At 59.4% G+C, this 19693-nt stretch carries 12 protein-coding genes; 11 read left to right on the plus strand and 1 reads right to left on the minus strand.

The genetic code is table 11. The features are described 5' to 3' along the window. Position 1 precedes the first annotated feature (1 nt). The 7 genes from pgaC to V6M90_RS26070 all read left to right on the plus strand — a co-directional run bounded on the left by pgaC (position 2) and on the right by V6M90_RS26070 (position 13779). Complete coding sequence (gene pgaC / locus V6M90_RS26040) at positions 2–1342, plus strand: poly-beta-1,6-N-acetyl-D-glucosamine synthase (protein WP_003170894.1); 1341 nt, start codon at positions 2–4, stop codon at positions 1340–1342. A gap of 2 nt (positions 1343–1344) precedes the next feature. After that, entirely contained in the window at positions 1345–1818 is a 474-nt protein-coding gene (pgaD, locus tag V6M90_RS26045; protein WP_003170895.1) for a poly-beta-1,6-N-acetyl-D-glucosamine biosynthesis protein PgaD, read from the plus strand. Between the two features lie 468 nt (positions 1819–2286). After that, positions 2287–4008, plus strand: a complete 1722-nt coding sequence (locus tag V6M90_RS26050; protein ID WP_332847347.1) for a ShlB/FhaC/HecB family hemolysin secretion/activation protein — start codon at positions 2287–2289, stop codon at positions 4006–4008. Between the two features lie 31 nt (positions 4009–4039). Beyond that, positions 4040–12031, plus strand: coding sequence for a two-partner secretion domain-containing protein (locus V6M90_RS26055; protein ID WP_332847348.1), 7992 nt, complete (start codon positions 4040–4042; stop codon positions 12029–12031). Between the two features lie 3 nt (positions 12032–12034). Beyond that, positions 12035–12670, plus strand: coding sequence for an SMI1/KNR4 family protein (locus V6M90_RS26060; RefSeq protein WP_332847349.1), 636 nt, complete (start codon positions 12035–12037; stop codon positions 12668–12670). 224 nt (positions 12671–12894) lie between these two features. Next, on the plus strand, positions 12895–13137 hold the full coding sequence (locus V6M90_RS26065) for a hypothetical protein (protein WP_080547054.1): 243 nt from the start codon (positions 12895–12897) through the stop codon (positions 13135–13137). Between the two features lie 9 nt (positions 13138–13146). Next, the gene (locus V6M90_RS26070) at positions 13147–13779 is read left to right on the plus strand and encodes a hypothetical protein (RefSeq protein WP_078822826.1); all 633 of its coding nucleotides are present in this window, start codon (positions 13147–13149) and stop codon (positions 13777–13779) included. 125 nt (positions 13780–13904) lie between these two features. On the opposite strand, the gene V6M90_RS26075 is transcribed toward V6M90_RS26070, so the two are convergent. Then, positions 13905–14162, minus strand: coding sequence for a hypothetical protein (locus V6M90_RS26075; protein WP_078822827.1), 258 nt, complete (start codon positions 14160–14162; stop codon positions 13905–13907). A gap of 504 nt (positions 14163–14666) precedes the next feature. Between V6M90_RS26075 and V6M90_RS26080 the strand changes: the two genes are divergently transcribed. The 4 genes from V6M90_RS26080 to V6M90_RS26095 all read left to right on the plus strand — a co-directional run bounded on the left by V6M90_RS26080 (position 14667) and on the right by V6M90_RS26095 (position 19593). Further along, the gene (locus tag V6M90_RS26080; protein WP_198140481.1) at positions 14667–15059 is read left to right on the plus strand and encodes a DUF2846 domain-containing protein; all 393 of its coding nucleotides are present in this window, start codon (positions 14667–14669) and stop codon (positions 15057–15059) included. Positions 15060–15135: 76 nt separating this feature from the next. After that, positions 15136–15828 carry a hypothetical protein gene (locus tag V6M90_RS26085; RefSeq protein WP_332847350.1) on the plus strand — a complete coding sequence of 231 codons (693 nt, stop codon included), beginning with the start codon at positions 15136–15138 and terminating at the stop codon, positions 15826–15828. Positions 15829–15855: 27 nt separating this feature from the next. Beyond that, positions 15856–16641, plus strand: a complete 786-nt coding sequence (gene lepB / locus V6M90_RS26090) for a signal peptidase I (RefSeq protein ID WP_332847351.1) — start codon at positions 15856–15858, stop codon at positions 16639–16641. A gap of 381 nt (positions 16642–17022) precedes the next feature. Then, positions 17023–19593, plus strand: a complete 2571-nt coding sequence (locus V6M90_RS26095) for an autotransporter family protein (RefSeq protein ID WP_332847352.1) — start codon at positions 17023–17025, stop codon at positions 19591–19593. Positions 19594–19693: the final 100 nt, after the last annotated feature.

Consider the following 19693-nt stretch of genomic DNA (forward strand, 5'->3'; position numbering starts at 1 on the left):
CATGTTTGACAGAATCCTGGCTTTATTCGTGTTGGCATTGGTATTGGGTGTGCCCCTGGGCCTGATCTTCCTGGTCACCGGGCAGTTCCTGATGGACTTCGTGTTTTTCTATCCGCTGTTCATGTCGGCGTTGTGGATCGCCGGCGGCCTGTACTTCTGGCTGCACTGGGAGCGCCACTGGCCCTGGGCGGAAGACACCCCGGCGCCGACGCTGGCCGGCAACCCGCTGATCTCGATCATCATCCCTTGCTACAACGAAGGGGATAATGTGGCCGACACCATCGCGGCCGCCTTGGGCCAGGTGTACCCGAACATCGAAGTGATCGCGGTCAACGACGGCTCCAAGGACAACACCGCCGCGGCACTCGATGCCCTGGCGCTGGAGCACCCCCGCCTGCGCGTGCTGCACCTGGCGCAGAACCAGGGCAAGGCCGTGGCCCTGCGCATGGGCGCCGTGGCCGCGCGCAGTGAATACCTGGTGTGCATCGACGGCGATGCGTTGCTCGACAAGAACGCGGCGGCCTACCTGGTCGCGCCGATGCTCGACAACCCACGCCTGGGCGCCGTGACCGGCAACCCACGCATCCGCACACGTTCGACCCTGATCGGCCGCGTGCAGGTGGGCGAGTTCTCCTCGATCATCGGCTTGATCAAGCGAACCCAGCGCGTGTTCGGACGGATCTTCACCGTGTCGGGAGTGGTCGTGGCGTTCCGTAAAAAGGCGCTGGACCGCATCGATTACTGGAGCACCGACATGATCACCGAGGACATCGATGTCAGTTGGAAGCTGCAGCTGGACCACTGGAGCATCTTCTACGAGCCGCGCGCGCTGTGCTGGATCCTGATGCCCGAAACCGTCGGCGGCCTGTGGAAGCAGCGCCTGCGCTGGGCCCAGGGCGGCGCCGAAGTGCTGTTCAAGAACATCCGCGGCATCTGGCAATGGCGTCACCGCTACCTGTGGCCGCTGTTGTTCGAATACTGCCTGTCCACCGGTTGGGCCTTCACCTTCATGCTGTCGGTGATCTTCTGGGGCGTGGGCAAATTCGTGGTGCTGCCGCCGGCGATTGCCGTGGACTCCCTGATGCCCCCGGCCTTTACCGGGTTGGTGCTGGCCATGGTGTGTCTGGTGCAGTTTGCAGTGAGCATCATGATCGACCGTCGCTACGAAAAAGACCTGTGGAAAACCCTGTTCTGGACCGTGTGGTACCCCATGGTGTTCTGGCTGGTGAGCCTGTTTACCACCCTGGTCAGCTTTCCGAAGGTGTTGTTCAACCAGCATCAGAAGCGCGCGCGCTGGGTCAGCCCGGATCGCGGTATCAAACCCGTTGAAGAGGAGGCGTGATCATGAAACTGGTCAGAACTCGCCAAAGTACGCTGATGTGGATCATCGATGTGCTGTTGACCCTGATGGCCTGGGCCGGATTGATCTGGCTGCTGGCGCGTGGGATCACCTCGATGCTGGAGACCCACGGTGGCCCGCGCATCGAGGCGCCGATCTTCGCGGCGCTCAACACGTTGCAGATCTACTTGTGGATTGCGCTGTTCAACGCGGTGATCCTGGTGACCTGGGCGCGCTACCAGCAACGCAAGGGGCGCAAATTCGCCCAACGGCGCGCCGAGGCCAAGGCCCTCAGCGACCAGAACCTGAACGAGAGTTTCAGGCTGGCTGAAGGCGACCTGGAGCAACTGCGCCGGCCGGGGGTGTTGGTAATCCATAACGACGAAGACGGCGGCGTGTCGCAAGTCAAAGCCCATGTCTCCCGTGATGTGGAAAAGCCAGGGTTGAGCCTGGTGCCTGATAAAAAAGACGTCAGCTAAGGTTGTAAACCCAATCCAATGTGGGAGGGGCGGTGCGACGATTCGACTTGCTCCCGATAGCGGTGAATCAGTCACGTAGATATCTACTGACCCACCACTATCGGGAGCAAGCCCCCTCGCACATTTTGGTTCTCCACTCACCCTTCAAGATGAATGTCGACAAGTGGGACCCAATTCACAAAAGCGCCGCGAACTTTTCTGTCTTTCCCGGTACTAACCTATCTCGGAAGCAACTTGATGGCTAAATAATGGCTATTCCAAGTTCTCCGACGAATCGCTATCAAAAGAGTTGCCGCCTGTCGGAATAATACTTCGAGTATCAGGCTGTCCGTCTTTTTGATAATTATTTGTTGTTATTAATCAACAGGTTGCGAGAATAACAGGTACGGCTGTGCAACTAACCCGGCTTCTTGGGTTGGCGCAAGTTCAATGTTAGTTTCGCGGCCCTTGATTTTCGACGGACCGAATATGTCTTTTTTATTGCCACGGACTCGGTATTTGCTCTGCACGTTGCTGCTCGCTTACATGGGCGCAAACAGTGCCATGGCTGCCCCCACGCCCGGGGATCAGGACCTGATCCGCGACCGCCAGAACCGCCTGCTCGAAGAGCAGCAGCGGCGCCTGCAGGAACTTAAGGATCTGCCCGGCAAAGCGGCCAAGCCCGAGGCCCCGGCCACGCCGGCAGACACCCGCTGCTTCCCCATCCAGGACATCGAACTCAAGGGCGCCGACAGCCTGTCCGCCACCGACCGCGCGCGCCTGCTCAAACCCTATGTCGGCCAGTGCCTGGGCGTGGCGCAGCTCAATGAACTGCTCAAGGTCATCACCGACCACTACATCGCCAAGGGCCGCGTCACCAGCCGCGCCTACCTGCCGCAACAGGACCTGTCCAGCGGTCACCTGCAGGTGCTGGTGGTCGAAGGCAAGCTCGAAGCGTTGAAAAGCGCCGAGGGCAGCAGCGTGACCGACCGCGAACTGGCCATGGCCTTTCCCGGCAAGATCGGCGAGGCGCTCAACCTGCGCGAAATCGAGCAACTGGTGGACCAGCTCAACCGCCTGCCCTCCAAGCAGGCGCAAATGGAACTGATGCCCGGCACCCAGATCGGCGGCAGTGAAGTCGTGGTCAAGAACGTGCCGCAAAAACCCTGGCGCGCCAGCCTGTCGCGCAACAACGACGGCCAGAAAAGCACCGGCGAACAGCAGTGGGGCGCGGGCCTGGAATGGGACAGCCCGCTGGGGCTGGGCGACCAACTGATGCTGCGCGGCGGCCACGACGCTGTCAGCGACCACCAGAAAACCTCGCAAAACAGCATGCTGTATTACAACGTGCCGTGGGGCTGGTGGAACTTCAGCTACACCTACAACGAAAGCGATTACCGCACGTACGGCCAGACCGACAGCTCCAAATTCAAGCTCAATGGCGACAACGAGAACCACCAGCTGCGCGCCGAGCGGGTCATCCACCGCGACGACGTCAGCAAGACCTCGGTCAACGTCGGCCTGTCGCACCTGCGCACCAACAACTACGTGCTCGACGTACGCACCGAGCCCAGCAGCAACCGCCTCAGCGAACTGCAACTGGGCATCAACCACGGGCGACGCATCGGCAATGCCTTCGTCAACCTTGACCTGGGCATGCAAAACGGCATCGGCTTGCTCGATGCCCAATCCCAGGACGAGCGTGACTCGCTGGGTCGTCGGCAGCCCAATTCGCGCTACCGCAAGTACACCGCCACGGTCAGCTACCTGCAGCCATTCAGCCTGTGGGGCGAGTCGTTCAGCTTCAGCAGCCTGGCGACCGGCCAACGCAGTGAAGACGTCCTGTTCAGCCCACAGCGCATGAGCCTGGGTGGCTCGGCCTCGGTGCGTGGGTTCAAGGACCAGCAACTGACCGGCGACAGCGGCGGCTACTGGCGCAACGAAGTGCGCTGGGCGCGCCCGGTGACCCTCGACTGGATGCGCCCTGCGTTCGCCGAATACGGCGCCAGCGTCGGCTACGACCAGGGTGTGATCAGCAACGATCGCTACAACGACAACGTCCATGGCCGAGTGTCCAGCAACTCCCTGGAACTGTTCGCCCGGGGCAAACATGTCAGCACCAGCGTGACCTTTGCCCATTCGTTAGAAAGACCCAGCGTGTTGACCGAGCGCGAAGCGCCGATCTACTTCCGCATGGATTTCTTCCTGTAATTCAACGCTGCGCCGTAACGAGAATCTGAAAATGGATGTTCGCCAATTTGCCTTCCTGGTCCGCCAACCTTCCGCTGTGTTGAAGCGTCGGGATTCGTTCCTCGGCCTGCCCAAGCGCGGCCTGGCGTTGATTCTGGTCAACGCGCTGTTCTGGCAGCCGCTGCTGGCCCAGGCCGAAGGCATCGTGGTCAGCGCGCCGGGCACCACCGTGGGCGCGGCGGGCAATGGCGTACCCGTGGTGAACATCGCCACGCCCAACGGCGCGGGCGTGTCCCATAACCAGTTCTCGGACTACAACGTCGGCCCCAACGGCGTGATCCTCAACAACGCCAACGGCGCCGTGACCAACACCCAGCTTGGCGGCTACATCGTCGGCAACCCGAACCTCAAGGGCGGCGCCGCGAACGTCATCCTCAACGAAGTCACCGGCGCCAACCCCAGCCAGTTACGCGGTTACACCGAAGTGGCGGGGCAGTCGGCCAAGGTCATCGTTGCCAACCCTTACGGCATCACCTGCAGCGGTTGCGGCTTTATCAACACCCCCAACGTCACCCTCACCACCGGCAAACCGGTGCTCGACGCGGCCGGCCAACTCAAGAGCTACCAGGTCGATGGCGGCGCCGTGACCATCGACGGTCAGGGCCTCAACGCCAGCGACGTCGACCGTTTCGAAATCATCACCCGCTCGGCCAAGATCAACGCGCAGATCAACGCACGCCAGCTCACCGTGATTGCCGGTCGCAATGACGTGGATGCACAAACCCTGAGCGCCACCGCACGCGCCGACGACGGCAGTGCCAAACCTGAGCTGGCCATCGACTCCAGCGCCCTGGGCGGCATGTATGCCGGCGCGATCAAACTGGTCGGCACCGAAGCCGGTGTGGGCGTGAAGCTCGACGGCACGCTCGCGGCCAGTGGCGGCGATATCCAGCTGGACGCCAATGGGCGCCTGAGCATGGCGCAGACGGCGGCCACCGCCGGCAACATCCGGGCCACCGCGCAGAACGTCGACCTCACGGACAAGGTCTACGCCGCCGGCAACGTCCAGATCACCAGTGCCCAGGCGCTGGTCAACCAGAAGAGTGTGGCCGCCGGCCAACGCATCGACATCAATGCGGCCACGGTCAACAACTCCGGCATCATCGAAGCCGGCGTCGCCCCCGACAACACCCGCAACACCACCGGTGACCTGGTGGTGAACGCGCAAACCGTCACCACCAGCGGCAACCTGCTGGCCAGCCGCGCACTGGCGATCACCGCCGCGCAAGCGCTGACCAACCAGGGTGCGATCATCCAGGCCAAAACCGTCGACGTCAGCAGCGCCAAACTGACCAACCAGGGCGCTACCGCACGCCTGTTCGGCGAACAGAGCCTGGCGATCAATTCGCCGGCCATCGTCAACCTCGGCGGCCTGATTCGTTTTGGTGACGGCCAGGCCGCAAGCCTCAACAGCGCCTCGCTGGATAACCGCCAAGGCCGCATCGAAATGGCCGGCGGCAGCCTGGTGCTCACCAGTGCCGACCTGAACAACAGCGGCGGGCAAATCATCGCCAACACCCTGACCGTGAACGCGGGCAGTCTCAACAACCAGAACGGCGTAGTGGTCGCCGGCGCTACCACGGTGAACGCCGCCTCGCTGGATAACAGCCTCAAGGGCCTGATCCAGGCCGACGCCGGCGCGCTCACCCTCAATGTCACCAACGCCTTCAACAACAGCCAAGGGTTTGCCCAGGCCAGCACCGACCTGAACCTCAACGCCGGCAGCCTCAGCAGCAACGCAGGCGGTGTGCTGAGCGCCGACACCGGCAAGCTCACCCTCGTGACCGCGCAACAGCTCAATAACGCACAGGGCCGTTTGCAGGCCGGGCAGGGCAATATCGAACTGCATGCCGCGAGCCTGGATAACCAGAGCGGCGTGATCGTCGGCAAGCAACTGTTGCTCGACGTCGCTGGTGGCGATATCGACAACCGCGCCGGGCGCGTAGTGGGCGACCAGCTCGACGTGCGCGCTTCCGGTCTCGACAACCGTAATGCCGGCCTGTTGGCCGGCGGCGTCCAGGGCGTGAGCCTGCTGCTCAAGGGCCCGGGCCAGTTGCTCAATGCCCAAGGCCGCATCCAGAGCGAAGGCCTGCTGCAACTGCGCGGTGAGCGCCTCGACAACAGCGCCGGCGTCCTGCTTGGCCAAACGGTCGACGTGACGGCGCAGAACTTCAACAACAGCGCCAAGGGCGCATTGGTCAGCGATGGCGGCGACGTCACCCTCAACGTCAGCGACCTGCTGACCAACGTTGGCGGCGTGGTCGATGCCGGCGAGCGAAGCGTCCTGGTCAAGGCCCTCACCACCCTCAACAACACCGGCGGCACCCTGCGCGGCATACGCCTGGATATCGCCGCCCAGCACCTGAACAACAACGACGGCGGCCAACTGCTGGCCGGCACCGGGGGCTTGAGCTACAGCGGCCAGGACCTGAGCAACCGCAAGGGCCTGATCCTCAGCGGCGGCGCCCTCACCCAGTTGACCACCGGCAGCCTCGATAACCAGGGCGGCACCGTGCAAGGCGATACCCTGACCGTCACCGCCGACAAGGTCGACAACGGCAGCGACGGCCTGATGGCAAGCCTGATCGGCAATCTGCAACTGACTGTCGAAACCCTGGCCAACCGTGGCGGCAAACTGTTCGGCAAAGAACAAGTCACCGTCAGCGGCGCCACCCTCGACAACAGCGCGGGCGGCCAGATCAGCGGCAACCTGCTCAGCCTCACCTCACGCGACACCCTGACCAACCGTGGCGGCCTGATCGAGGCCAACCAGGGCCTGACCGTCAGCGGCGGCAACCTCGACAACAGCGCGAGTGGTCAACTGCGCGCCTTGAACGGTGTCACCAGCAGCCTCAACCTCAGCGGCGCCGTCAATAACCAGAACGGCATCCTCGAATTCGGCAGTCAAGGTTTCAGCCTCGACGCCGCCAGCCTGAACAACCAGGCCGGTCTGTTGCAGCACGCCGGCACTGGCCTGTTCCGCATCAATACCGCCAGCCTCACCGGCAGCCAGGGCACCATCAACGGCATGGGCACCGCCGACTGGGCCTTCGGCAAAGTCGATGGCCTGGGCCGTGTGCAACTCAACGAAGTCCTCACCTACAAAAGCGCCCAGGGCCTGAGCCTCAAGGTCGGCGACCGCATGGCCAGCGGCAAGGGCTTGATCCTCGACGTGGCCAGCCTGGACAACGGCGGCGAACTGCTCAGTGACGGTGACCTGAGCATCACCACCGGCGACATGACCAACAGCGGCCGCGTATCGGCCCTGCAAACACTCACCGTGACAGCCAATAACCTCAGCCAGAACGGCGGCCGCCTGGCGGGTACCAACACCCGTCTGAGCCTGACCGGCACCCTCGACAGCCTCGGTTTCCTCACCGCGCGTCAGCAGCTGGATATCGCGGCGGCGCAGATCAATAACCGTGGCACCTTGGGCGCCCAGGGCGCGGTGAACCTCACCGCCGTGAATGGCATCACCAACGCCGCCGATTCGCTGCTGTTCAGCGGCGGCGACATGACCTTGCGCGGCAATGGTTTCAGCAACTTGTATGGCGATGTCTACAGCAAGGGCAACTTGAGCTTCGCCGCACGCGATGGCGGGCGTGCTGTGCTGTTCAGCAACCGCTCCGGCACCGTGGAAAGCGAAGGCTCGATCGGTATCAATGCAGGCTTTATCGAAAACGCCAAGGATGAATTCGAACTCGGACAGACGCTGACCACCGGCAGCTTGAGTTGGATCTGTCACCAGCACTGCGGTGAGAAAGACAACTGGGAGAAAGGCGACATCACCATCTACGAGACGTACCTTGAGGCGGCGACCAAGGATTCGGTAGCGGCGCGCCTGGTAGCGGGCAAAAACATGCTGCTGCAAGGCGACAATGTACAGAACCGCTACAGCCTGATGGCTGCCAATGGCGACCTGAGTATCACCGCCGGTGACCTGCTGAACCAGGGTGCCGCGACGCGCACAGGGCAGCGTAAGCTTGTCGTCGCCACGCCAGGTCACGTTTCTGATGATTTGTTTGAACGCATGCAATATGTCGACGTTCCCGCTTTCAATGCGGCCACGGCGGCTGGTCATTTCGATAAGGCGCGCTTCGAAGAACTGAAAAACCGCTCACCCAATATCTGGCCTTTCGCCCACTCAAGCGACGTCACCACCTGGACCGACAACGGCGGTCCCGGCTACAACGCCACGATGCAAGCCGGTGGCACCGTCAACCTCAACGTCACCCGTACTCTGCAAAACGGCACGCTGCATAACAACACCCTGGCCCAGTTGACCGGCACCCTTGGCGATGACCAGACCGGCATCCCCGTCGGTGGCATCAACATCAATCTGAGCAAACACGCCAACGACCCGAGCGCCCAGGCGCCCGGCAGCGTATTGCCTGTGGCCGGCGTTGCACCTGGCGGCGGCTTCGTGCCCGTGGACTACACCGGCACCGCCTTCGCCCCGGTCGACCCCACCACCGCGCCCAACTTCCAGTTGCCCAAGGGCGAGTATGGCCTGTTCGTTAAAAATCCTGACCCGACCAGCCACTACCTGATCGAGACCAACCCCGAGTTCGCCTCCCTCACGGGCTTCTTCAGCTCCGACTACATGCTCGGCAAACTCGGCTTCACCAGCGATAACGCCTGGCGCCGCCTCGGCGATGGCCAATACGAAACCCGCCTGATCCGCGACGCCGTGCTCGCCCAAACCGGCCAACGCTTCCTCGCCGGCGGCCTGACCAGCGACGCCGACCAGTTCCGCTACCTGATGGACAACGCCCTCGCCAGCAAGGACGCCCTGCGCCTGAGCCTCGGCGTAACCCTCACCAGTCAGCAAGTCGGCGCCCTGACCCACGACATCGTGTGGATGGAAAACCGCGTGGTCGACGGCCAGACCGTCCTCGTGCCCGTGCTCTACCTGGCCCAGGCCGAGTCGCGCAACGTGCGCGGCAACAGCCTGATCCAGGGCCGCGACCTCAACCTGTTCACCGGCGGCGACCTGATCAACGTCGGCACCCTGCGCGCCAGCAACAACCTTTCCGCCGTCAGCAACGCCAGCATCTACAACGGTGGCCTGGCCGAGGCCGGCAACAACCTGAGCCTGCTGGCCCAGGACAGCATCCGCAACGCCATGGCCGGCGAAATTCGCGGCAAGCAAGTCAGCCTTGCGGCCCTCAGAGGCGACATCACCAACGACAACACCGCCATCCAGGTGCGCGACGGCGCGGGCATGCGCACCCTCACCGACACCAGCGCCGGCACCATCGTCGCGCGCGAAAACCTCGCGATGGACGCCGGGCGTGACATGACCAGCCGCGGCACCCTCACCGCCGGCAACGACGCCAACTTAACTGCCGGGCGCGACCTCAACCTCATCGCCGCCAGCGACACCAGCGTCAAGCACGAAACCCGTGATCGCGGCGAAAAATCCAGCATCACCACCGACGTCAAAAACCGCGCCGCCACCGTCACCGCCGGCGGCAACCTGAACATGAAGGCCGGGCAGGACATCAACATCATCGGTAGCAATGCCACCGCCGGCAAAGACTTCAACGTCGACGCCGGGCGTGACTTCAACGTGGCGTCGGTCAGCGATGTGCACAACGTCGAGGGCAAGGAAAAACACGGCAAGAAACGCATCAAGACCGCAGATGAACAGACCACGCAAGTGGCGAGCGTGCTGACGGCGGGTGGGAATTTCACCAGCCAGGCCGGGCGTGACACCACGATCGTGGCGAGCAGGATCAGTGCGGGGAATGAGGCTTATCTGTATAGCGGGGATAAGTTGAATTTGCTGGCGGCGCAGAACAGCACGCATACCCTTTACGACATGAAGGAGAAGGGCGGCTGGGGCGCGAAGAAGACCAAGCGCGATGAAGTCACCCGCGTCACGAATGTGGGTACCGAGATCAAGACTGGTGGTGATCTGTCGCTTATCAGCGGCGGCGATCAGTTGTATCAGCGAGCCAAGCTAAACAGCGGCAAGGACCTGGCGATCACCAGTGGCGGCGCGGTGACGTTCGAGGCGGTCAAAGACCTGCATCAAGAAAGCCACGAGAAGAGCAAGAGTGACTTGGCGTGGACCAGCGCCAAGGGCAAGGGTAATACCGACGAGACGCTGCGCCAGAGTGAACTGGTGGCGCAGGGGGCATTGGCAATCAAGGCCGTCAACGGGCTGAAGATTGATATCAAACAGATCGATCAGAATACGGTTAGCCAGACGATTGATGTGATGGTCAAGGCGGATCCGCAGTTGGCTTGGTTGAAAGAAGCTGAGAAGCGTGGGGATGTGGATTGGCGGCAGGTGCAGGAATTGCATGATTCGTTCAAGTACAGCCATTCCAGCTTAGGCCAAGGAGCCATGCTGGCGATCATCATCATCGTGACAGTTTTGACGGCTGGGGCCGCAAGCGGCGCGGTAGGCGCTGCCGCGGGTGCCGGTGCTGGGTCTGGTACGGCAATGGCCGCAGCAGGCAGTTCTGCAATGGTTTCGGCCGGTACGGCTGTAGGGACTGCGGCAGCTGGTTGGGGCAACGTCATGGCGACCGCTGCGTTAACTTCAGTTGCCAGTGGGAGCACCGTCAGCTTCATCAATAACGGCGGGAATATCGGTGCGACTTTTCAAGACATTACGTCAAGTAAAGCCCTGAAGGGGTACGCGACTGGGGCACTAGCGGCAGGTTTTACCGCTGGAGTGCTTGATCCGGCGTTCGGTGTAACGGGCGACAACGTCAATCACATCACAAAGGGCTTTGACCTCAGTTCCGCCTCTGGCATTGGTAAGTTTGCCGCCTATTCGGGAGCGCAGGGCGTTGCCCAAGCTAGTTTGAGCACTGCTATTCAAGGAGGTAGTTTTGGAGACAATCTCGGCAGTTCCATGCGCTCGCAGTTGCAGAGCACATTGCAAGCAGTCGCCTTTAACGCGGTAGGCGATTACTCGAAAGGCCAAGAATGGTCAGACTCGGGGCCTCAAAAAATCGCTCTGCACGCTCTGGTCGGTGGGCTTTTAAGTGAAGCTGGCGGGGGCAGTTTCGCTACGGGCGCTCTCGCTGCGGGAGCTAACGAAGCATTGGTAACCTCATTAGCGAAAGTGGTAAATGGCGATCCAGCACTGTTGTTAGCTGCTTCGCAATTAGTGGGGATAGCGGCTGCTGCGGCAACTGACGGTGACGTACAGAAAGGAGCTGAAATTGCGAAAAATGCCACGGCATATAACTATCTGAATCACCACGAAGTTGATGATTTGGTTAAGGATTTGAAAGGATGCCGTGGGGCAGCCAGCCCTTCCTCCTGCCGTAACGATGTGGCTGCTAAGTACGCAGAAATCAGTGATAAAAAAACTGGCATCACGCTGTTGAAGTGTGATGACCCTACGAGTTGTAATGCGCAGCGTCTGGACGTGGAGGCGGGCAATGCAGCGCTGGATAAATATGATCAGAGCGGCGGGCTAACCAAGGCAGAACAGTCTATCGTTCGTGATTTCCAAGATACAAATCAGGACGACACGCGCCTCGCCGTCCAGCAGACCATGAAGGGTGATCATGCCGAAATGGTTGGCATGGTGTTCGGCGGCGGGTTGGGAGGTGCGAGCAAGACTGCTGGGCGAATTGTTGAAGGTGCGGAGTTAGGGGCTGCAAAAGCGACAGGTGCCGCTGGGAGTGACGTTGAAAAGGTTGTAACAGTCAGCAAAGGCCGCTTTCCTGAGTCAGCACAACACATCGAAGACGCTATTGACGCAGGTAAACCTGGCACTCTGACCATAGATCGCGTGAATACGGCATCAAATAGGCGTGATTCTTTGCGCGGTATTGAAACCAAACCAGGTCTTGACCGTGATGAGTATCCACCTGCAATGTTCCAAGAAGGTGGTCAAGGGGCCTCTGTAAGACATATCAACCCTAGCGACAATCGTGGGGCCGGTGCTTGTATTGGTGCTCAATGTAGAGGGTTGCCAAACGGAACGAAGGTTCGAATAGACGTGGTGGATTAGAATATGGCTAGTTTGGATAAATTGCTATCGAACGCAAGTTCATCTTTGAGCGAGCATGAGCCGGAAATGTTAGGGCAATCGTGTAGATTGGCAGGCACTTTAGCTGATGAAATTTTGGGAATGCTGTGCCAGCGTAATGGTTTTTATGCTTTAGAAAGTGCTTTGCATGTATTTCCTACGCACTCTAGTCAGAGCGAAATTGGCATTTGTGATTGGAACGAGAGTGCTCTGTGGCGCAGTAGCTACAAGGGCCTGGCTGATGATTGCCTTTTTTTTGCTGAAGATGTTTTTGGTGGGCAGTTCTGCATTAAAGACAGTAAGATCTATACCTTTGACCCCGAAACAGGCTCGTTAGAATACTTGGCTGATAATATTGAACACTGGGCGCAAATTCTCCTCAGTGATTATGAAGTACTTACGGGTTATCCGTTAGCGCATCAATGGCAAAAGCAGAACGGTCAGCTCCCTCCCGGGAAGCGTTTGTTACCTAAGGTGCCGTTTGTACTGGGGGGGGAATTTGTGCTGGATAATTTGTACTTGGCTGATGCAGTAGAGGGAATGAGATTCAGAGCAGATATAGCCAGTCAAATTAAAGAACTGCCGGACGGTGCCCAGGTTAGATTAAATATTGACGGCTAAATATTTATCAGAAAAGGGGGTGGATTTATTTAAACTAGAGTTTAAAGGTGCATTAAATAAATCTGTCCCTTTTGTAGTCGAACCTGAATGGTGAAGGGTCCATTCAGTCCCATATTCGAGGTGGCAACTCTAAGGATTCTCCTTATATCTCTACAACAGATCCAGTTGTTGCTGGAGAAATAAAGAATTACGGGGCGCATCAAATTGCTATTGATGTGGGACAAATGCAAAAAGATATAGATGCTGGTAAATTAGCAAATGTTGAATTTTTAGACAATGCGAGCGTTAAATCAGCGTTGCAGCAGAAGGTAGATCAGGCGGAAAGAAAATTTGCCGTGAATGCCAGTGACGAAAATGCAAGGCGCTTGAAGGCTGCTCAACAGGATCTTGAAAATGCCACCAAAGATGGAGAGTGCTTAATAAAAGGCTGCGTTCCTTCTCAATATATTAAGCCTGTAAAGAAATAGGTGACACGAATGAAAAAAGACATAGAGGATTTGCTCTATTCTGTCCCTCCAAATGCAGATTATGCGGTTGATGCTACGGATATAGATGCCGAGGATATCCCGCGTAGTAGGGTACAAGGTGTCATGGAGCTATTGGGACACTCTGAGGAGAGTATTAGATTTGCCGCAGCGAGGTTGTTGACTAGCTGGGGGTATAGAGAGGGATTATCTTATTTGTCCAATGCTTTATGCCGTGCGGATGAAATTGGAGAGCTCGAAGTTCATAGGTTGTACGGTTACGACGAAACATTCAAGTTGGCATTGGCTGCGCTGGTTGGATATTTCACGCGCTCCTCTGATAGAGGACATGGTGAGGAAGCAAGGGGGGAGATTTTTGAGCCAATTAAGAAAATAATTCATTTATCAAATAGTCGACCTTTTGAGATTTCCGGGTTTTTTTGGTTGGTGGAGGATAAAAAATTTTATGAGTATATTCCAGAGCTACGTGAGCACCTCATCTTTGTGATTGAGTCGCCTGATCTTCATAGGTGGAAAGTTTACGACGTTTTGAGGCTTTTATTGAAGGTTGATAATGCTTTTGCCAGTAATTTTTTAGAAAAAATGAATAAGCAGTTAGATGATTTTAAATTGGGCGGAAAATAAGTTTCTCTTCGAATAGAAAAGGGGGCAGTAGAAAAAGGATAAATGGGACGGATTTATTTAGTTGATTTATTTGGTTGTACTGCTCACGCACAAAGCGGGCGACGCTACGGCCGCCCGATTTTCACTCAGGACGGATCAGCATTAAGCCTACGACTGATAACATCCAGCAAATCACACCCATCGCGCAGCGGAATGGCCAGCAAATGGGCGAAGTCTGAAAGCACTACGGCATCGCTGCTGAGCTGTTCTCGGAAAGCTAGATTTTCCAGCAATTGGGTGACGACCTGAATACGGTGCACGGCGGCGTCGTGAAGGACGTCGAGGGGCGCCTGGGTGTCGATGAGCAGGGCGGGGATGGTGCAATCGTGGCCGGTTAGGGGCATGTATCGGTTCATTTGAAATCTCGTTTTGATGGTATGAAAGCCATCACCTGATCGTCGCCAAACGAATGAGGTGGCAGCTGTACGCAGGTTGGCGAACCGGAAACGAGTAACCGGCAGACCCGAAGGTCTCCCGCGCACAGCCGCCATAACGCGACTCTGCGGGTGCAAAGGGGCCTGCAAAAAACGCAGATCGCTTTTGCACTCGTTAGCGGATCGCCAAATCCGATCGCCCTGTTGGACGACGGCCGGACTATAAGCCCCGCACCCAAAACCGCGCAAGGTATCAGAGTGGTGGCACAATGCCTCATGTTCTGCCATCCCTTGCCGAAACACTGGCGATGCCCAAACGCGTAACCAAAATACCCCGGCCTTCGCCGGTGTTTTCAAACCGCTGCACCGCTACCCACAAGGAAGAAATACATGATCAAGTTGTTCTGCAAAGCCGCTGTTGTTCTGTCCCTGGCCACGCTGTTTGGCTGTTCTTCGACGCCGTCGGTGGAGAAAATGCAGGCTGACGTGGCGAGCTATTCGTTGCCCAAGGCTGCCGTGGCCGATAAGGGCCTGGTTTACGTCGTTCGTCCTAGCAACGTTGGGATGCTGGTACGGTTCAACGTGTTCCTGGATGACAAGGAAGCCAACTCGGAGATGGGTTACAACCGCGGTAACCAGTACATCTATTTTTTCGTGACGCCGGGCAAGCACGTGATCAGCTCCAAGGCTGAAAACTGGGCGGACATGCCAATCGACGTCAAGGCCGGTCAGGTGGTTTACCTCAAGCAGGAAGTCGAAATGGGTTTCGCCGTGGCGCGCAACAGCCTCAAAGTGCTGAGCGATCTGGAAGGCCGTTATCTGGTCAAGGATGCTTCTCTGGGTACCATTGCCAAAGAAAGCAAATGAGCTAACCCCTTGGGTGCCGGCCGGGCCGAGGCTCTGCCGGCAGTTGCTGTTCAACTGCAAACATTAAAGGACTGATGTGAAAAACCTCTTCTTCATCCTCCTCACCACCCTCATCCTCGGCGGTTGCGTCAGCCACCCCCTGACGCCCGAAAACCGCGCGCAGATCAAGACCGTCAAAGTCCTGCCCGTGAAGTGGGAAAAGAACATGGTGTACTTCGGCCGTGAACAAGCCTGGAGCGCGGCCCTGGGGGCAGGGCTTGGCGCGGGTGTCGGCATGGCCAGCGGCGCCTCCAAGGTCGGCACCGCGGCGTTGAGCGGCGCGGGGTTCGCGGCTGGCATGAAGGTTGGGCAGTTGGCCGAGATGCCGACGCCCGTGGCGATTTTGACGGTGATGGAGGCGGAAAAAATCGACGTAGGCGTGTTGCTCAAACAGGGCTTTATCGATGCGCTGGGCAAGGCTTCAACGCTCAAGGTGGTCGGTGACGATGAGCCCGCCGATGCGCAGATCCAACTGACCGTGGCCGAGTGGGGCTTTCGCCTGACTCAGGGCTTCAGCAGTGTGATTTACCCCACCCTCAACGTGGTGGCGCAGATGAACCGCGGCGATGAAATGATCTGGCGCACCAGCGAGGCGGTCACGCCGTTCAATGGTCAGAATGTCTACGGCTACACGCCGCTCACCTACCGCACAGACCCCGAGGCCTTGCGTCGGGCGCTCACCGGGATCACGCAGATTTCCGGGCGTTATCTGGTGCAAGAGCTGAAGTAGGCATTCGCCGGATAAAAAGGACCTTCCATGAAACCCGCAAAACTCTCCCTCCAGGCCTTCCTGATGGCTTGCCTCATCCCCGGCTGGGGCCTGGTGTATGTGGGCCGCCTGCAGTGGGGCATGCGGATCGCCGCGTTGTTGCTCGGCGGGGTCGCGCTGATGGGCGCCCTGGGGTGGGTCACTACGCCCCTTGGGCTGTATGCCTTCTTCGCGTTCGTCATCACGGTCAAGCTGACCTCCGCCATCGTGTCCGCCGTATTGGCGCGTCGCTACAGCGGCGCGCCCAATGTGCCGCGTAAACGTGTTCATGCTCTGTACGTCGGCGGGGTGCTGATCCTGGTGCTGATGCTGGATGTCTTTCGGGTGCCGTTGCTGGGCTTCAAGAACTATTACATTCCGTCGGGCTCGATGGTGCCGACGCTGTCCATTGGCGACTACATCGTCGCCGACCTGCAAGCCGGCGCGCCGCAGGTCGGGGATATGGTGGTGTATCGCTGGAATGGCACCGAAGCGGTCAAACGGGTGGCGGGTGTGGCAGGGGATACGTTAGCCATCGTGAACGGTGAGCTGATCCATAACGGTGAAAACCTCGGGCTGTTTCACGCACCGGCCGACCGGGTGCAAGGGCCGCAATCGCAGGCAATGGCGCCGATCAAGGTCGAGCCGGGTCATGTCTTTTTACTGGGCGACAATCGCAACAACAGCAACGACAGCCGCTTCATGGGCCAGGTCGCGGTGGAGGACGTGGTGGGCAAGGTCACCGGCATCTGGTTCTCGAACGAGCGCGCGCGCATTGGGACGACTTTTCCATGAGGCTTTCGAGTATGAGTTGCCGGGTGGGCATCGCTGCGGTTCATGGCCGGCCAGCTTCTTTTACCTCGTCACCCTGTGACCGACTGCACAACTTTCCTACACAATCCTGAACCTTTTCGTACATTCAGAGGTCTTTACCGCGCCTACCCGCACGCGGTCGGCTGCATGGACTGCAGCGTTTTCGAAGACATTAAGGATTGATGTGAGCTTTTATTCCCTATCCCCCCTTTGTTCGCCACTGCCTCTCGCGGTGCGATTCGTCGTGCCTGCCTAATCGGCAAGCGCACGCGGGTGAGTATTTGGATCGCCTGATCCTTCGCTCAGTACACCTAGCGCCGCCGGGCTTTTTGGCGGTTTTGACTGTAGTTCATGGAGTTTGAAATGAAGCGTAAGCCGTTCCAGAAAACCTTGTTGGCGCTGATGGTCAGCGCTGGCGCCGCCCACGCGGGTGCGGTGGAATTTGATGTGAGCACTGGCCAGAACGTGTGGAGAAACCAGGTCTTCAACGAGCCGGTGACCTTGGTGGGTTCACGCAATATTGTGGCCACTCAACGCTACATCGACGGTGCCAGTGTTGCCGATACCAATATCCAGGGTTCGCTGACCAATCGCGCCGACTACACCATTGATGGCAGTGGCCTGAACACACGAGGTTTTGTGGTGGATGGCGCGTTGGATTCGGACGGCTTCAGCCGCGGTGGGACGATTACCGGCGATGTGGTTCAAGCAGGCACGATCAGGCTGACCAACCAGACCTGGGCCGAGGGGTTTGAAGTCGGCGCGGCGAACGTCGGCGGCAGCGTAATCAACTCTGGAACCATCATCACCGTTGACACGCCGGGTACCGGGTCGGATAGCGATGCAGAGGGTATCTACCTCAACGGTACGAGTGTCGCTGGCGATGTGATCAACTCCGGTGTGGTCGATATCACCTCCTACTACGGTTACGGGCTGATTCTGGACACGCACAACAACATGCCGGTGACCGTCGGCGGCAAGATTCTCAACTCCGGTACCATTCGTGTCACCGGTGAAGAAGCGCTGGGGTTTGTGATCGAAACCAAAACCAACGACCTGAAGATTGAAAACAGCGGCTTGCTGTCTGTGGTCGGCAACCAAGCCAAAGCGGTACAGTTTTACAGCGGTAACATCGACTACCTGCTCAACACCGGCACCATCGAGGCCAAGGGCACGAGCGCCGTAGCCCTTGACCTGCGCGGCGTCAACTTTACTTCCAACGCGCCGAGCGGTGAGCGCGGTGTCGTCAACCGAGGCACGATCAGCGCTGATTCGACGGCGATTTATATCGACCCGACGCGTCCGGTCGCCCCCTTTGAAATCAACCAGCAAGCCGGCGAAATCCGCAGCAATTCCGGCACGGCCATCGACGCCAATAACCTCGCCACCCTGAACTGGACCGGCGGCCAAATCACCGGCGACCTGCTCAACCTCAATGCGGTCAACGTCGCAGGCCAGGCCAACTTCGCCGGCAGCCGCATCATCGCACCGGTGTCGGTCAACGCGGGCTCGCTGAACCTGTCGGCGCCTGGCACCGCCATCACCGGCAACCTCAACGTTGCCAGCGGCGCCGGCATCGATATGCACCTGTCCGACAGCGTCGTGCCGACCACGCCGTACCTGACCGTCAACGGCACCGCCAACTTCGCCCAAGCGTCGAAGCTGACTGTCAGCGCCAACCCGGGCGATTTCGCCAGCACCAACGACGGCACCCAGTACACCCTGTTGCAAGCCACCAGCGTGCAGAACAACGGGTTGTCCGTGACCAGCGCTTCATCGCTGCTGGACGTGCTCAGCTACTCGGCCGATGCGCAAACGGTCAAGGCCGTGGTAGCGGTTAAAAATGACCAACAGGTTCAGCAGGACCTGGCAGGCGTGGGCGCCGGCGCGGCCTCTGCCTTGGCCGTCAACCGCTTCAAGAACGGCGTGTTGAGCACCCTCAGCCAGGACGATCAAGTCTTCCAGGCCCTGGCCAACGCCGGCACCGCGCAGCAACTGGCGCAGGTCGGCGACCAGCTCAAGCCGGACGTCAACCGTGGCGCCCTCGATGTGGCATTGTCGGGGCAGTCCGTGGTTAACGGCGCGATCTTCAATCGCCTCACCGACCAGCGTGAAAGCCATCAGGTTGGCGGCGTGTGGGTGCAGGGCCTGAGCAGCAACATGGACCAGGACGGTCGTGGCGGCAACAACGGTTACTCGGCCAACAGCAGCGGCATGGCGGTGGGTGTGGACGGTCGTTTGAACGACACCACCACCTTGGGCGTGGCCTACAGCTACCTCAATTCCAACCTCCATTCCGACCTGGGCAACAAGACCGACGTCGAAGGGCACGCGCTGTCGCTGTACGGTAACTGGGCCCTGCAAAACTGGTTCGTCGACGGCAGCCTCAGCTATGGCCACAACGAAAACGACAGCAAGCGCCACATCGCTGGCACCACGGCCAAAGGCAGCTACGACAGTAACGTGTTGTCGGCCAGCGTGATCGGTGGTTACAGCTTCAAGCCGTCCCAAGCCGTGGTGATCGAGCCGCGTGTGGCCGCGCGTTATTCCAATGTGCGCATGGATGGCTACGACGAGAAAGGTTCTTCGGCCGCCCTGAGCACGCGTTCGCAGCGCTATGAAGTGGGCGAGTTGGGCGCGGGCGTGCGTCTGGCCGGCAACCTGCCGATGGGCGCCGGCCGCTTGCAGCCGGAAGCGACGCTGATGGCCTATCACGACCTGATGGGTGACCGCGTGGCGCAAACCTCCAGCTTCGTAGCGGGCGGTTCGGCGTTTACCGTGACCGGTGCATCGGTGGCGCGTGACAGCTACGAGGCCAGCGTGGGCGTGAACTACAACGTGTCGGACTTCACCGTCGGCGCCAGCTACACCCGCCAGGCTCGCAGTGGTTTCGACGCCGATGGCGTAATGCTCAAAGCGCGCTACGCGTTCTAAGCCGCACCTTAGCGGCGCCTGCGCTGCAAGGTTTACTCGCCCGGACCTGATCGAGTAATCCGGGCTTGCGCCGATTGGCCAGGTTACCGCGCGGCTCTCA

The sequence above is a fragment of the Pseudomonas lactucae genome (genome assembly GCF_036688725.1).
GTDB classification, from domain to species: Bacteria; Pseudomonadota; Gammaproteobacteria; order Pseudomonadales; family Pseudomonadaceae; genus Aquipseudomonas; species Aquipseudomonas lactucae.

Coding starts and splice junctions, on each gene's coding strand:
- V6M90_RS26070 (WP_078822826.1), top strand. CDS start 13,147: ATGAAAAAAGACATAGAGGATTTGCTCTATTCTGTCCCTCCAAATGCA.
- V6M90_RS26080 (WP_198140481.1), top strand. CDS start 14,667: ATGCAGGCTGACGTGGCGAGCTATTCGTTGCCCAAGGCTGCCGTGGCC.
- V6M90_RS26065 (WP_080547054.1), top strand. CDS start 12,895: ATGCAAAAAGATATAGATGCTGGTAAATTAGCAAATGTTGAATTTTTA.
- V6M90_RS26060 (WP_332847349.1), top strand. CDS start 12,035: ATGGCTAGTTTGGATAAATTGCTATCGAACGCAAGTTCATCTTTGAGC.
- V6M90_RS26050 (WP_332847347.1), top strand. CDS start 2,287: ATGTCTTTTTTATTGCCACGGACTCGGTATTTGCTCTGCACGTTGCTG.
- pgaD (WP_003170895.1), top strand. CDS start 1,345: ATGAAACTGGTCAGAACTCGCCAAAGTACGCTGATGTGGATCATCGAT.
- lepB (WP_332847351.1), top strand. CDS start 15,856: ATGAAACCCGCAAAACTCTCCCTCCAGGCCTTCCTGATGGCTTGCCTC.
- V6M90_RS26075 (WP_078822827.1), bottom strand. CDS start 14,162: ATGCCCCTAACCGGCCACGATTGCACCATCCCCGCCCTGCTCATCGAC.
- V6M90_RS26055 (WP_332847348.1), top strand. CDS start 4,040: ATGGATGTTCGCCAATTTGCCTTCCTGGTCCGCCAACCTTCCGCTGTG.
- pgaC (WP_003170894.1), top strand. CDS start 2: ATGTTTGACAGAATCCTGGCTTTATTCGTGTTGGCATTGGTATTGGGT.
- V6M90_RS26095 (WP_332847352.1), top strand. CDS start 17,023: ATGAAGCGTAAGCCGTTCCAGAAAACCTTGTTGGCGCTGATGGTCAGC.